Genomic DNA, 13,543 nt, shown 5'->3' with positions numbered 1-13,543 from the left:
GTCAGAAATGGGCGGACAGACGGTAGTGGGCAGCGTCAAGTTCGTTGCTACTGTTAAATGGGCGCCGCAACTTACTGTTTTCTCGTAAAAAACCATAATCTGGCGCCAAGGAACGGTCATGCACGAAACCGCATCCCTTCGTCGCTTGCTCATCGTCGACCCCTGCGACGATTGCCACCGCCTGTTGCCCGGCCTTGAAAACGCCGGTTGGGATGTTCACAGCTGTAGCCTTGACCTGGCGCTGGAGCACCGTTGCGATATTGGCCTGCTGCGCTTGCAGGATTCGCATTTGCGACACCCGGATGCAGTCAAGGACATGATCAAGCGCAGCAACACCGAATGGATCGCGGTGCTCAACGCCGAACAACTGCGAATTCAGAATGTGGGTGACTTCGTTTGCGAGTGGTTCTTCGACTTCCATACCTTGCCGTTCGATGTGTCTCGGGTTCTGGTGACCTTGGGGCGCGCGTTTGGCATGGCCCGCTTGCGGGGCAAGGGCACCGTGCCGATCGATGGCCTCAAGGACGAGCTGCTCGGCGACAGCCGGCCGATTCTCGAATTGCGCAAACTGCTGGGCAAGCTGGCCCCAACCGAATCACCCGTGCTGATACGCGGGGAAAGCGGTACAGGCAAGGAACTGGTCGCTCGCACCCTGCATCGGCAGTCGCAGCGCTGCGAAATGCCGTTTATCGCCATCAATTGCGGTGCGATACCCGAGCACCTGATCCAGTCGGAGCTGTTCGGGCATGAGAAGGGCGCTTTTACTGGCGCCCACCAGCGCAAGGTCGGCCGTATCGAAGCAGCCCATGGCGGCACCTTGTTCCTCGACGAAATTGGCGACCTGCCGTTGGAACTACAGGCTAACCTGCTGCGGTTTTTGCAGGAAAAGCACATCGAGCGGGTAGGTGGAAGCCAGCCGATACCGGTCGATGTGCGGGTGCTGGCGGCGACGCACGTGGACCTGGAGCGTGCCATCGAACAAGGCCGCTTTCGCGAAGACCTGTACTACCGGCTGAATGTCTTGCAGGTAGTGACAGCACCTTTGCGAGACCGGCATGGTGACCTGTCGATGCTGGCCAACCATTTTTCCCATTTCTACAGCCTGGAAACAGGCCGCAGGCCGCGCACATTCAGTGACCACGCTTTGGCTGCAATGGGCCGCCATAATTGGCCGGGCAATGTGCGGGAGCTGGCCAACCGCGTGCGTCGGGGGCTGGTGCTGGCAGAAGGGCGACAGATCGAGGCTCAAGACCTTGGCCTGCATGTACTGGAACAGGAAGATCTGCCGTTGGGTACCCTGGAAGACTACAAGCATCGGGCAGAACGTCAGGCCTTGTGTGATGTACTCAACAGGCACAGCAACAACCTGAGCTTTGCCGCAAAGGTGCTCGGAATATCACGGCCTACGTTCTATCGGCTATTGCACAAGCACCAGATTCGCTGAATTTTTTTGTAGCGGCGCCTACCTTGGGAGGCGCCTCCCACAGAGAACCGATCAGCTCGACTGAGCGATATGCCCGTCCGAACCCTCTTCGGCCGTCTCCTCTTCGCCTGGCAGCGCCGTGATCACACTGAAATCGCTGACTTCGACTTCCCCTGCGCCATACCCCAGCAGGTGGAACGAAAACGCCTTGCGCTGCGTTGGGTTGTCGAAGCCGAACTCCATCTCCAGCGGCTCGGCGGCAGTCACACGAATTTCGTCAGGCAGCCCCAATGGCACATCCTGCTCCAGTTCCTTGGCCTTGAGTTGAATATAGGCGGCATGCTGTGGATCGAGTGCGCGTACCTTGACCCGTACTCGTGTGCGTGACCCCCCAGGCATCTCCAGGTACTGGGCGCCAATCAGGTTATCGGCCCAGTCATCGCGAATTCGCGCTTGCAACTGGATGGGCGAGGGGCCGCCGAACTGATAGCGCAGGTTGAGCGGCGTCTGCAGCAAGGACTGATCCAGCACGCCGGCCAGGGCGCCGAGTTGAGCACCGAGTCGGCTGTCACCAGCGCCGAGGTACTTGGCCTTTTCGGCAATGAAGCCCTCGCTGGCATAGCGGCGGCAGCGCTGCTGGAAGTCGCATTCGGTGAATACACCCCGGCCATCGTGGTAGCGCAACATGCCGTTGGTGTAGGAAATCATCTCGCGACCCGTATCGTAATCGCGGTAAAGCGAGCGGCCGCCCAAGGCGGCAGGTATTGGCAGGGCGAAATAATCGAGCAAGGACGTTGCCAGATCGATATGGCCATAGGTGCCATGTTTGATATGGGGTAGCTGCGCCTGCTCCGGGGCCAAGGTCAGGTTGAAGCCCCAGGAGGAGGCAAGGCGCACGCCGTCGATACCGTGGGACTCGTCGGAGGTTATTACGACCAGCGTATCTTTAAGCACGCCTTGGCGTTCGAGGTTGTCGAGAAATGCACCGATTGCGTCATCCAGATAAGCCACCGCAGCCTGCTTGGCTGTGTCATGCCGCTCCAGGTATTGAGCGGGCGCCGAGTATGGCTGGTGGGTACCCACGGTCAGCAGGGTAAGCATCCAGGGGCGGTCCTGTTGCCTGAGCTGGCCCACGTAGTCCAGCGCGCCCTCGAAGAACGCGCGGTCATCCTTGCCCCAGGGGAATTGCAGGTAGTTCTCGTTGCTGAACCATTCCAGGCCGTGCACCGAGTCGAAACCGATGTGCGGCATGATGCGGTCCTTGGCCATGAAGCGCAGGCCAGCGCCTTGCAGGTAATGCGTGGTGAAGCCGGCCTGACGCAACTGGGCTGGCAGGCAAGCCTGGTTGCGCTGATGCTGGGTGAGCAGTTCCATGCCCTTTGGGGTACCGTTGGCCAGCTTGTCGTAATCACCGCAAAGCATCGCATACAGGCCACGAATGGTCTGGTGGGTATGCAATACGTAGTCTGGCGTGTTCATCCCACGCTCTGCCCAGCGGCTGAGGTTGGGCATCAGGTTTTCATCAAAACGGCTGTGCAGGGCCTGACGGTTGGGCCGCACGTAGGCGCCGGGGATGCCTTCGAGGGTGATCACCAGCAGGTTGCGGGCACGCCCGCTTGGCAACTTCTGGCCGTTCAGGTCTGACTGGGTCAGGCCGGCAGTGGGAAGGGGGGTGATCGGTTGCGTTTGCCCGGCCCAGCTCAGTGCCTTGTGCTGCAGCGTACCGACGCCGACGGAAAGGAGCTGATGGGGAAGGTTGTACTGGCGCCACTGATCGGCGTCGGACGGCGCCAGATGCTGAGCGCCCCAGTGCAAACCAAACAACGTCAACGGTATGGCCAGCGCCTTGGGGCCCAGCGGTGCGTCAGGCGTTGTGCGGCTGCGCCAGGCAGAGCGCGCCCAAACCAGCAAGCCAGCGCCCATGACCCACGGCAGCCAGGCATGGGCAAGCCCGCCGTCGGTGGAGTTTTCCATGAACTGTGTATCGAACAGGTAACTCAGGTCGGCACTGGTAGGCAGCCGGCCCACTGCACTGACCAGCTCTGCCGAAGCGACCCACAATGCAGCCCACGCCAGCAGCACGGGCGTGGCCAGCCACCAGGGCCTGCGGTACAACAGCAGCACCAGCAGGCTGCCCAAGGCAAGGTCCGAAAGATAGCCAAGCGGGTTGGACCAACCCAGCAGGGTGCGCGCAGCCAGGGGTATCACTATTACCAGGGTCGCAAGGGCTACGAGCCGGGTATGCGGATGGCCGTGCGGGTTTTTCACGAAAACTTTCCTTGATTGCCGTTAAAACGTCACAAATGTATGGGCAATCATAGCAGGGTGGGGTCATGAAAGCGGCTGACTTAAGGGTTGGTTACCAAAAGCCGGGCCCGCCGGGAGCCCGGTTACAGTGACGTCAGAAGTAGTAAGGGAACTTCAGGCTGAAGGAAAAGTCAGGGGCATCATCGGTCAGGCCGATGGCAAGGTTCGGGACGATGGTCAGGTTGTTGGAGGCCGCGAAGGTCATGCCGATGTTGAAGTTCGCCGCGTTGTAGTCGCTGTTGGTGATTGACTGCCAGTCACCGCCGTCGGGTTTGATCTTGCTCTTGCTCGAGAACTGATCGGTGACCGAGAACGACATGCTCATTTTTTCGTTCAAGGCAAACGCAATACCGCCGCCGATCTGCCAAGAGTCGCCGAGTTTCACGTCACCAGGCACCTTGGTGTTGACCGTGGGGCTGATGTCGCTGAACGAGTCCTCCATGTTGTAGGTGTAGGACAGGCTGGCGAACAGCACGGCCGGGTCGAAGGTCTTGACCAGCGAGATACCGGGCGTGATCGCCCAGACACCGTTGCCGGTCGGCAGGTCCTCAGGGACAGCCAGGTTGTCATTACCGGCAACCGGGATGAGTTTGATGCCATAGGGGTCGTCGCCGGTGGGCGCCTTGATGCGTAATGTGGCGACTGCGTCGGGCCAGTTCTCCGACTCATCCAGGAACTTGTAGGCCACGCCGACGTTGATATCACCGAGGGCGGGGTCGCGGGTAACGGTACCATCGGAGCTGACACCGGCAGCACCCCCCGCACCGCCGGAAGAGTAGGTCGATTCGCGGTAGACAATGGGAACGTTTATGTCGAACTGCCAGCGCTGATCGACGTTGTAGCGTGCCGTCAGGTCCAGCGTCCAGTTGTCTGCCTTGATGCGGTCGATGTTGATGTTGCCGAGGAAGATCGAATCGAGGGCGAGGAAGCCGTTGAGGGTCAAGGCGCGCGTGTCGTAGTGGGTGTAGGTCAGCCCGGTTTCGACACTGAACTTGCCGCCGCCGAAGAAACCGCTGGCTTCGTCGTACAGGTTGGACACACTTTGCGCAGGTTCCGAGTCGTCCTGCAGCGATTGGCCATAGGAACTGCCGGTGGTCCCGGGAGCGCCCGATGCCACGGTCTGCCCACCCTTGACGCCCTCGGCGGGGGACTTTGTCAGGCGTTTGGGCGCTGGCGCTCGCGGCGCCTCCTCCACCTGGCGCAGGCGTTGCTCCAGTACCATCAGTGCGTTCTGTTGGGCTTCATAGCGCTCTTTGAGCGCCATCAGTTCCTGTTTGAGAGTTTCGACCTGTGGGTCGGTTGCCGCCTGTAGCAGAGTGGCCGGGGCCAAGGTTGTCAAACAAACGATAACTCTGAACGTCAACAAACGGTGCATGGGTTAGCCGTCCCTTCTGACTACATACGATGAGACTGAGCGTAGATCAGTATCCGAGATTGCGAAGGCCTTTGAGCTGATCAAGGTTTGGGGCCATCGATCCGGCTGTGGGCGCGTCACGCAGCACCACATTGAGCGACGTCAGGTTGCTGACGCGGTTGCTGGTGCCGAGCAGGGTAGTGTTCTGCATAAGGCCACCCTGGCCCAGGCGCTGCACGGTGTTGCCCTGGTTGTTGCTGGCGATGATGTTCAGCTGCACGCCGCGGCCACTGGAGGTAACGCTCAGCGAGCCTGCGCCATTGGCGCCGACCAGCGTAGTACCTGCGGCCAGGGCCTGGCCTTGGGGTTGTGCCGCTGACGCTTCGTTGGCCTTGGTGACATTGATGTCGACATTGTTATGGGCGGTGTTGTAATCGCCGGCAGCACGCACGACCTGGGTTACGCCTTCGGTACTGTTCAGGCCACCGCCGCCGGTGACGGTACCGGTGCCGGCGCTGCCCGATTGCGGCCTGCCTGTGCCTTTTTCATTGATCATCGATACATAGAACTGCGGCTTGATGGTCGACTGCTGGATCTGCATCGCGGAGGTTGCACCAATCACTTCACCGTTGGCGTTCTGCCAGGTACTGGTCATGACGATGCCAAAGCTGACGATGCGCCCAGGCATAACGTAGCGCCCGCGCAGGTTGGCCAGTTCCTGATCCTTCAGCTCGATCGGTTTGAACGTTTCTGCCTGTGTCGGAAGGCTGGCGGCCAGGCAAATGGCGGCCAGCCAGATTGAAGTCTTCATGGGATGCTCCCGGAGCGTCTTGCCCATTGTCATTAGAAGAAATCGCTTTGGATGAAGCCGAAGTCCATCAGCTCGGCGTCCTGCACCGGGGTGAAGTTGCTGACACGGTTCTTGGCGCTCAGCGGCAGCGGCGGATCGAGCAGGATATTGTTCTTGTCGTACCCTTGGCCGATGACGGCGAAGATGATGCCGTTCCAGCCTTTGACGAAGTCATCGATCTTGAAGCGCTTGTGCCCTAGTACCGGGTCGCCGACGTATACCCAGCCTTTATCGACTTTTTGCATCACCACGAAGTGCTTGTAGCCGCGGATGTCCAGCAGCACGACTACCGGTATGCGGATACTGTGCAAGGTGTCCGGGGCTACCCGGTAGCCGCGGGCACGCATGCCCAGGCTTTCCACGTAGCGCTTCATGTCGAGCATCGAGAAGCCTTGGGTGCGGACCAGATCCTGGTCAGCGTGTGCCAGCATCCCCTCGATCACGTGTTGTTCGTCGACGTCAAGCCAGTAGGCCTGGCGCAGGATGGTTGCCAGAGATGCGGCGCCGCAACTGAAGTCGGTTTTCTGCTGTACCAGGTCAGCGAACTTGCGCTCGCGGATGCTCTGGATGGGTTTGTAGATCACCGCGCCACCCGGTAGCACGGACAATGGCATCTGGGCTGCTTCGCTGACACCGGCCATGCTCAGCAACACTGCCAAGGCGATCATGCGCATGTTCGACGCCCCCTGCTTTTTCTTGTTAGAAAGAGGCCCCCCGAAGGGGGCCTCCAGGCCGCAGTTGTTACATCGAGGTGTTGGAGATGGCCAGCGAGTTGCTTTGCTGGTTGCCCACACCTGCTGCCACGTTGACGCCCAGGTTGCCGCTGCCACCATTGACCGAACCACTCAGGGTCGCGGTGTTGGTCACAGGGTTGGCCCAGCCGGTCGGGGTCAGCACTTGGAACGACACGGTGTTGCTCAGCGCAAACTCGCTAGACTCGCTGAAGCTCTTCGAGATGCTGTCCGAAGATTCCGACGCTTTTTCGCCAGCTTTCTCGTAGGCCGAAGCGCTCGCTTTTTCCCATGCCGAATCGTGTGCCTTCTCGTAGGCGGTATCGCGAGACTTGTCATAGGACGAGTCACGGGTACGGTCATACGAAGAGTCATACGCCTTGTCGAAGGACGAGTTGTAGGACTTGTCGAACGACGAGTTGCTGGCCGAGTCATGCGACTTGTCCACCGAGGCGTCAAGCGATGCGTTGAGCGATGCATCGAAGTCGGAGCTGCGAGAACGCTCGAAGCGGCCAAACGTTTCGGAGGAAGAGGCGCTGCCCTCAATGCTGGCATCGAGCGAGGCGTTCAGCGAAGCGCTAGACGAAGAGCTGTGGTCCCGGCTGGCCGAACCACTGGCATCCCAACCGCTGGAGCCGCTGGCAGCCATGCTGTTGGTGCCACTGGCGCTGCTGCTGTTGGAGCCGCTGGCGCTCATGCTGCTAGAGCCGCTGGAGCTGCTGCTCTTCGAACCGCTGGCGCTGCTGCTGTTGGAGCCAGCCACGCTGAAGCTCGAGCTGGAGCTCTTGTCGACGCTCGCATCGAACGAGCCGCTACGCGAGGACGACCCGCTCTTGCTGGTGGTGAAGGTCAACGTATCGACGGTATAGGTACGGTCGGCGCGGTTGTTGACTTCCAGGCCAGGGCCATTCTGATCGGCCGAAGCGGTGGCGGTCGAGTTACCGATACCAGCACTGTTGTTGGCAATGGCCATGGTATTTTTCTGCTGGTTCAGGTCGCCGCCAGCCACGTTGATACCAATGTTGCCGCTGCTGCCATCGGCCGAGCCGCTCATGACCGCGGAGCTTTGGGTCGACCAGTTGTTGACGGTGTTATTGTTGCTGCGCTGGACAACATCGGCGGTTGCGGTGGCTGTGCCGAAGACGAAGCTGTTGTCGATGTCGGCATTGTCGGACGACGTGTTGGCGATGGCCGCGGCGTTGTCCTGCTGGTTGCCGTTACCGGCTGCCACGTTGACGCCCACGTTGCCACTTGCGCCAGTACCGGAGCTGCTCATCTCGGCTTCGTTGATGGTGCCTTCGTTGCGGATGCTGTTGTTAGTGCTTCTCTGAATGTCGGTCGCTTCAGCAGTGGCACTGGTGTACACCGCTTTTGCCGGTGGTGTGTAGTTGTGGTTGTGGCCGTTGCCACGCCTGTCGTTCTGATCCGCTTGTGCAGCAACAGCCATGACCGCAGCAATTGCGAAAACCAGAGGCTTGATTGCCATCGAGGGTTTCATGGTGTTTCTCCGTCTTTTTAGGTTAAGTGTTGTTCTCACCTGTTTGGGTCAGTTCGCGACCCGTACGCTCAGGGTGTTTGCCGTCTGGTTGCCCACCCCGGCGCTCTGATTCAGCTGGATGACCCCGCGACTACCGGTGAATGCCTGGTCACCGGTAGTGACCTGGCGATAGCCGGGTGAGGTATCAGTTGGATCGGAGCTGTTGATCAGCGCCACGTTCTGCTGCAACAGGACGCTGTCATCGATGCTTTGCGGTTGTGTACTGATGCTGATGCGCAGGGCATTGGCCTGCTGGGTGCTGGCGCCTGCGCTCTGGTTGACGCCAAGAGCGCCGCTGCCATGGCTGAAGGCGTCGCCCTGAATGCTGGCGGTGGCTCCCATGTTGGGGTCGACGATCGACTGCTGGCGTTGGCGAATCTGCGTGGTTGCATCTGCCCCGTGGCCCATCGCAAAAGCCCGGGCATTGGCCTGTTGCTGCCGGTCGCCGGCGGCCTGGTTTACGCTGAAGTTGCCTTGGTATTGCGCGCCGGAGCTGTCGATGGTGGCATGGTTGAGCACAGGAACGGGGGATTGGGCGAGGGCCGATGCACTGAACAACACGGCCATGATAGACAGCGTCTGCCTCATCTCATTTGCCTCCGGTAAGGATCTGCAGAGGGGCGAGGCCACGCTGAACACTTGAGTTGACCATGTTGGAAATACCGTTGCCCGAGCCTGTGCCACGGCCTGCTGCCAGGTTCGGTAGCTGGTTCTGGTTGCTGATGTTGCCGCCCAGGTTGTCGGTCTGCTGGGTGATCAGCGAAGAGATTCCCGTGCCACTGGTGATGTTGGCGAAGTCGCCATCGCTCAATTCGTTGCTCTGTTTGAGCACGTATGCGGATGGGTTGGCGTTGGCGGTAGTGGGGTTGGGGTCAGGCGCCAGTGGCGCACGTATCGCCATCCGAGGTTGTACATCGCGGGTGATGACGATGATGCCGTTGTCGGCCTGGACCGGCAGCGCCATGCCTGCCCCCAGTACGCAACCGACAAGCAGGAGGCGGGTAATGCCTTTATCCAGTGTGCTCACGACGGCGATTCCTTCTTCGAGCGCTGGCCTAGTTCAGCGTTGCGAGGAGGAGAGCAGGAGGCGTGCCGCTTTTGGAAAAGGCTTTGAATTCAGTGGTTTGCAGAATCTAGCTGGGAGCGGCTGGAAGTTGTTGTATCAGCGCTGAGACAGATTTGCCGCCGCTCGCCGTTTTGCCCGCTATGCACATTGCCTGCAGCGCTCTTTTCAACAATGTCTCACCTGCTTGACACTCCCCCCGCAATTGGTGGGGAAGTGCGCAAATACGGGGGTCAACGCCCAGCGTGGTGTATCACCGGTTTAACACTCGGTGGGGCAGTGCGGCGCTGTGCCCAGCAGCAGCTGTTGCACGGCACGTAATGCTGAGGCGCTACGCTGGGGCCAGTGGCCATCAATGATTTGCAGCCTTTGCCGATGGCGTTGCAGCCATTGCAGGCTGTCATCGAAGAATGCCTGGCGGTCAGCCAGGTCGGGCTGGCTGCGCTGGCCATCGGCAACCCAGTCAACCCCTTGCGGACTGAGCAGCAGATGCAGGTCGTAGTGGCGTGCAAGCAATGCCTGTTCAAGCCAGGGTGGGCAAGCCTGGAACAGCGCTTGGCTCCAGAGCATATTGCTGAGCAGGTGGGTATCGAGGATCAGCAACGGCGGCGCCATCTCCCGGGCCTGGTCTTCCCAGGCCAACTGGCCGCGGGCGATGGGGGTGATATCGGCGTAGCAGGTGTCGCGGCAGTGCTGGTCGATGAAATGCCGCACGTACTCGCTGACCACCACACCGCCAAAGTGCGCCTGGATTTCGCCGCTAAGCCAGCTTTTGCCGCTGGACTCCGGGCCGCACAGTACCAGGACCTTCATGGTTGCACCTTGCTTGGCTGCAACGCCGGATCACGGCCCCATTCCAGCCAGCCACGCACGGCGATGAGGGTCAGCACGGCAAAGAAGCCCGCCGTGAAATACAGTTGCTGGTGCAGGTACTGGCCAACATAGAACAGGTCGACCACCAACCAAAGTGGCCAGCACTGCAGGCGTTTTTGCGCCATCCACAGTTGCGCGACCAGGCTCAAGCCCGTCAGCGTAGCGTCCAGCCAAGGCAGAGCGGCGTCGGTCCAGTGGGCCATGGCTGCGCCAAGGGCAACGCTGAGCACCAGGCCCGCTGCCAGCCCTGTGAACACAGCCTTCACGGGCAGGCGCGACACTGCGCGTGCGTCCTCTACCCGGTCTGGTCGTTTCCATTGCCACCAGCCGTACAACTGCAAACCGGCGTAGGCCAGTTGCAGCAGCATCCCTGAGTACAGCTTCACCTCAAAGAACAGCCAGCCATAAATGAGCACCATCACCAGGCCGATAGGCCAGCACCAGGCGTTCTGTTTGACGGTGAGCCAGACGGCAGTGACGCCAAGCACGGCGGCGATGAGTTCGAGGCCGGACATCGGCGATCCTTGGAGAGGGTAAGGGGCGCGATTGTAGCGTGTGGGCGCAGGAAGGAGTAGAAGGCCAGCAGCACGTGCTGGCGCATGCCAGTGGGAACCGACGGGCCGGCTCGCACGAGTGTCCTCATACCCGGAACTGGCGCAGCAGTTGCTCCAACTCTTCGCTCAGGCGCCCCAGCGCCACGCCGGCATCACTGGACTGGCGCGCTGCATCGGCGGTCTGTTGCGACAACCCGGCGGTGTCCAGCACATTGCGATTGATCTCCTCAACCACATGCGACTGCTGCAAGGTCGCGCTGGCAATGGTGGCATTGAGCACGGTGAGGTTGTGCAGCGCCTGGCTGATGGCGTCCAGGCTGGAGCCGGCCTCCCGGGCTTGCTCGACTGTCTGGCGCGAAGCTTCGCTGCTGGTGTCGATGGCCTTGACCGCGGCGTCCGATTGACCTTGCAGGTGCTCGATCATGGTGTGTATCTCTGCCGTCGATTGCGCGCTGCGCTGGGCCAGCAGCCGCACCTCATCAGCCACCACCGCGAAGCCACGGCCCTGCTCGCCGGCGCGGGCCGCTTCGATGGCCGCATTGAGGGCCAGCAGGTTGGTCTGTTCGGCGATCGAGCGTATCACCTCCAGCACCCCGCCGATCTTCGTGCTGTGCCCGGCGAGGTCACGGATCACTTGTACCGCCTGCTCGATAGTTGCCGAAAGCCGGTCGATCTGCTGCAGGCTGCCATGGATCGCTTGCTGCCCGTGCTCCACCTGCTGCTGCGCTGCGCGCATTTCGCCTGCAGCCTGCTCCGCGGTCTTGGCCACGTCCTGCACCGCGTAGGTCACCTCGTTGACCGCTGTTGCCACCTGGTCCATCTGCATCGATTGCTGTGCGCTGCGTTGTTGCGCGGCACCGGCATTGTCACCGACATGCCCGGCGGACTGCGCCAACGAGTGCGCCGCGCCCTGCAGTTGGCCGACCACGCGCTGCAACTTGCCGTTGAAACGGTTGAAGTGCTCGCCCAAGTGGGTGATTTCGTCACGGCCATGGGTATCCAGGCGTCGGGTCAGGTCGCTTTCGCCGCTGGCGATGTTGCCCATCGCCTGTACCGCTTCCTGCAACGGGCGCGCGATGCTGCGGGCGATGAGCATGACCACCAGAGCCATCAGCAGGGCGATACCCAGGCCCACCAGCGAGGCATGGCGCAACTGGCGGGCGAATTCAGCCTGCACATCATCGATGTACACGCCAGAGCCGATGATCCAGCCCCATGGCTTGAACAGTTGAATATAAGAAGTCTTGGCCACCGGTTCGCTGGCACCAGGCTTGGGCCAGCGGTAATTGACCGGGCCTGCGCCCTGGCTGCGGGCGAGGGCAGCCATTTCGTTGAATACGGCGAAACCGTCAGGATCGCGAATGGCGGAGAGGTCCTGGCCATCGAGCTTGGGGTTGGCCGGGTGCATGATCATTTTCGGCGCCAGGTCGTTGATCCAGAAGTAGTCGTTCTGGTCGTAGCGCAGCGCGCGCACCACCTGCAGGGCCTGTTGCTGGGCCGCATCGCGGCTGAGCGTGCCTGCGGCCTCCAGGCCTTGGTAATACGCCAGCACGCCCGCAGCGGTCTGCACCACATGGCGGGTTTTTTCCGCCTTGGCCTGGTACAGGTCGCCATGGATCTGACGCAGCATCAGCAGGCCGAGCATCACCAGCATTGCCACTGCAACCAGCAGTATCAGCCACAAACGGCGGCTGATCGACATTGACCTCAAGGTCTTCATGAACGGCACTCCCGCATTGTTCTTTTTATGAAGGTGCATCCAAGCATGCTTTGGCGCTTGGCCAAACCCGACTAATGGCTAAGTGCTAGTTAATGGCTGTGATGCCGCATGCCGGGCAAGCCTTTGCAAAGCCGCTCTGCTAGGATTTCGGCCGCGCGAGATGAAACCTTTAGGCCACGTGAACTTTTCTACTGGCACGGGTCCCAACTGACGCTGTAAAAAGGCCGCGCCGCATGCGGCAATCACAAGCAAATCAAGAACAAGGGGCCTGCAAGCAGCAGCGCTCCAACCGGGGGAATGATGGATTTTTGGACTGCCTTTCAGGCAATCATCTTGGGCGTGGTCGAAGGACTGACAGAATTTTTGCCGATCTCCAGTACCGGTCACCAGATCATCGTTGCTGACCTGATCGGCTTTGGTGGCGAACGGGCCATGGCCTTCAACATCATCATTCAGTTGGCGGCCATCCTGGCGGTGGTATGGGAGTTTCGGCGCAAGATCCTCGATGTGGTGTTCGGGCTGAAAAGCCAGCCGGCGGCGCGGCGTTTCACCGCCAACCTGCTGCTGGCGTTCATGCCGGCGGTGGTGCTGGGGGTGCTGTTCGCGGACCTGATCCATGAATATCTGTTCAACCCGATCACCGTGGCGACGGCGCTGGTTATCGGCGGTGTGATCATGCTCTGGGCCGAGCGCCGCACCCACAGCGTGGCGGTCGACCACGTCGATGACATGCGCTGGTCGCATGCCTTGAAGATCGGGTTCGTGCAGTGTTTGGCGATGATCCCGGGCACCTCGCGCTCCGGCTCGACCATCATCGGCGGCCTGCTGTTCGGCCTGTCGCGCAAGGCAGCCACCGAGTTCTCGTTTTTCCTGGCAATGCCGACCATGGTCGGTGCGGCAGTGTACTCGGGTTACAAATACCGTGACCTGTTCCAGCCGAGCGATCTGCCAGTGTTCGCGATTGGCTTCGTGACTTCGTTCATCTTCGCCATGATCGCAGTGCGCGGCCTGCTCAAGTTCATCGCCAACCACAGTTATGCGGCCTTCGCCTGGTACCGCATAGCCTTCGGTTTGCTGATCCTGGCCACCTGGCAGTTCGGCTGGGTCGACTGGTCGACGGCGCACGGCTGA

12 protein-coding genes are annotated in these 13,543 nt (G+C 60.8%); 2 read left to right on the top strand and 10 right to left on the bottom strand.

Annotation, left to right across the window (positions count from 1 at the left end):
• Nucleotides 1-118 precede the first annotated feature (118 nt).
• Complete coding sequence (locus JOE27_RS04590; RefSeq protein WP_119687079.1) at nucleotides 119-1,444, top strand: sigma-54 dependent transcriptional regulator; 1,326 nt, start codon at nucleotides 119-121, stop codon at nucleotides 1,442-1,444.
• A gap of 51 nt (nucleotides 1,445-1,495) precedes the next feature.
• Here JOE27_RS04590 and JOE27_RS04585 read toward each other — a convergent pair whose 3' ends face one another.
• From JOE27_RS04585 to JOE27_RS04540, 10 genes are all read right to left on the bottom strand, one after another.
• On the bottom strand, nucleotides 1,496-3,691 hold the full coding sequence (locus JOE27_RS04585; RefSeq protein WP_125925078.1) for an LTA synthase family protein: 2,196 nt from the start codon (nucleotides 3,689-3,691) through the stop codon (nucleotides 1,496-1,498).
• Between the two features lie 133 nt (nucleotides 3,692-3,824).
• On the bottom strand, nucleotides 3,825-5,105 hold the full coding sequence (locus JOE27_RS04580) for a transporter (RefSeq protein WP_046786116.1): 1,281 nt from the start codon (nucleotides 5,103-5,105) through the stop codon (nucleotides 3,825-3,827).
• Between the two features lie 46 nt (nucleotides 5,106-5,151).
• Nucleotides 5,152-5,895 carry a hypothetical protein gene (locus tag JOE27_RS04575; protein ID WP_196996373.1) on the bottom strand — a complete coding sequence of 248 codons (744 nt, stop codon included), beginning with the start codon at nucleotides 5,893-5,895 and terminating at the stop codon, nucleotides 5,152-5,154.
• 32 nt (nucleotides 5,896-5,927) lie between these two features.
• A complete protein-coding gene (locus JOE27_RS04570) occupies nucleotides 5,928-6,608 on the bottom strand; it encodes a C39 family peptidase (protein ID WP_115274704.1) in 681 nt (226 codons plus the stop codon).
• A 67-nt stretch (nucleotides 6,609-6,675) separates the two neighbouring features.
• Nucleotides 6,676-8,163: a heme utilization protein gene (locus JOE27_RS04565; protein ID WP_115274705.1), complete on the bottom strand. Its 1,488-nt coding sequence runs from the start codon at nucleotides 8,161-8,163 to the stop codon at nucleotides 6,676-6,678.
• A 48-nt stretch (nucleotides 8,164-8,211) separates the two neighbouring features.
• Nucleotides 8,212-8,790, bottom strand: a complete 579-nt coding sequence (locus JOE27_RS04560) for an adhesin (RefSeq protein WP_115274706.1) — start codon at nucleotides 8,788-8,790, stop codon at nucleotides 8,212-8,214.
• A gap of 1 nt (nucleotide 8,791) precedes the next feature.
• Nucleotides 8,792-9,229 (bottom strand): hypothetical protein, encoded by a 438-nt coding sequence (locus JOE27_RS04555; RefSeq protein WP_115274707.1) that lies wholly within the window; start codon nucleotides 9,227-9,229, stop codon nucleotides 8,792-8,794.
• A gap of 297 nt (nucleotides 9,230-9,526) precedes the next feature.
• Complete coding sequence (locus JOE27_RS04550) at nucleotides 9,527-10,078, bottom strand: AAA family ATPase (RefSeq protein ID WP_115274708.1); 552 nt, start codon at nucleotides 10,076-10,078, stop codon at nucleotides 9,527-9,529.
• Complete coding sequence (gene pnuC / locus JOE27_RS04545; protein ID WP_046786123.1) at nucleotides 10,075-10,653, bottom strand: nicotinamide riboside transporter PnuC; 579 nt, start codon at nucleotides 10,651-10,653, stop codon at nucleotides 10,075-10,077. Before pnuC ends, JOE27_RS04550 begins: the two co-directional genes overlap by 4 nt.
• 124 nt (nucleotides 10,654-10,777) lie before the next feature.
• Nucleotides 10,778-12,412: a methyl-accepting chemotaxis protein gene (locus tag JOE27_RS04540; RefSeq protein ID WP_119687075.1), complete on the bottom strand. Its 1,635-nt coding sequence runs from the start codon at nucleotides 12,410-12,412 to the stop codon at nucleotides 10,778-10,780.
• Nucleotides 12,413-12,712: 300 nt separating this feature from the next.
• Between JOE27_RS04540 and JOE27_RS04535 the strand changes: the two genes are divergently transcribed.
• Complete coding sequence (locus JOE27_RS04535; protein WP_012314606.1) at nucleotides 12,713-13,543, top strand: undecaprenyl-diphosphate phosphatase; 831 nt, start codon at nucleotides 12,713-12,715, stop codon at nucleotides 13,541-13,543.

Source organism: Pseudomonas sp. M5 (genome assembly GCF_016907075.1).
Lineage (GTDB): Bacteria > Pseudomonadota > Gammaproteobacteria > Pseudomonadales > Pseudomonadaceae > Aquipseudomonas > Aquipseudomonas putida_E.
The sequence above is the reverse complement of the archived record's forward strand: the minus strand, read 5'-3'. Positions and strand labels throughout refer to the sequence as shown.

Excerpts from the sequence above, each read along its gene's own strand:
- JOE27_RS04580 (WP_046786116.1), bottom strand. The coding sequence starts at position 5,105 with ATGCACCGTTTGTTGACGTTCAGAGTTATCGTTTGTTTGACAACCTTG.
- JOE27_RS04540 (WP_119687075.1), bottom strand. The coding sequence starts at position 12,412 with ATGAAGACCTTGAGGTCAATGTCGATCAGCCGCCGTTTGTGGCTGATA.
- JOE27_RS04565 (WP_115274705.1), bottom strand. The coding sequence starts at position 8,163 with ATGAAACCCTCGATGGCAATCAAGCCTCTGGTTTTCGCAATTGCTGCG.
- JOE27_RS04590 (WP_119687079.1), top strand. The coding sequence starts at position 119 with ATGCACGAAACCGCATCCCTTCGTCGCTTGCTCATCGTCGACCCCTGC.
- JOE27_RS04560 (WP_115274706.1), bottom strand. The coding sequence starts at position 8,790 with ATGAGGCAGACGCTGTCTATCATGGCCGTGTTGTTCAGTGCATCGGCC.
- JOE27_RS04575 (WP_196996373.1), bottom strand. The coding sequence starts at position 5,895 with ATGAAGACTTCAATCTGGCTGGCCGCCATTTGCCTGGCCGCCAGCCTT.
- JOE27_RS04570 (WP_115274704.1), bottom strand. The coding sequence starts at position 6,608 with ATGCGCATGATCGCCTTGGCAGTGTTGCTGAGCATGGCCGGTGTCAGC.
- pnuC (WP_046786123.1), bottom strand. The coding sequence starts at position 10,653 with ATGTCCGGCCTCGAACTCATCGCCGCCGTGCTTGGCGTCACTGCCGTC.
- JOE27_RS04550 (WP_115274708.1), bottom strand. The coding sequence starts at position 10,078 with ATGAAGGTCCTGGTACTGTGCGGCCCGGAGTCCAGCGGCAAAAGCTGG.
- JOE27_RS04535 (WP_012314606.1), top strand. The coding sequence starts at position 12,713 with ATGGATTTTTGGACTGCCTTTCAGGCAATCATCTTGGGCGTGGTCGAA.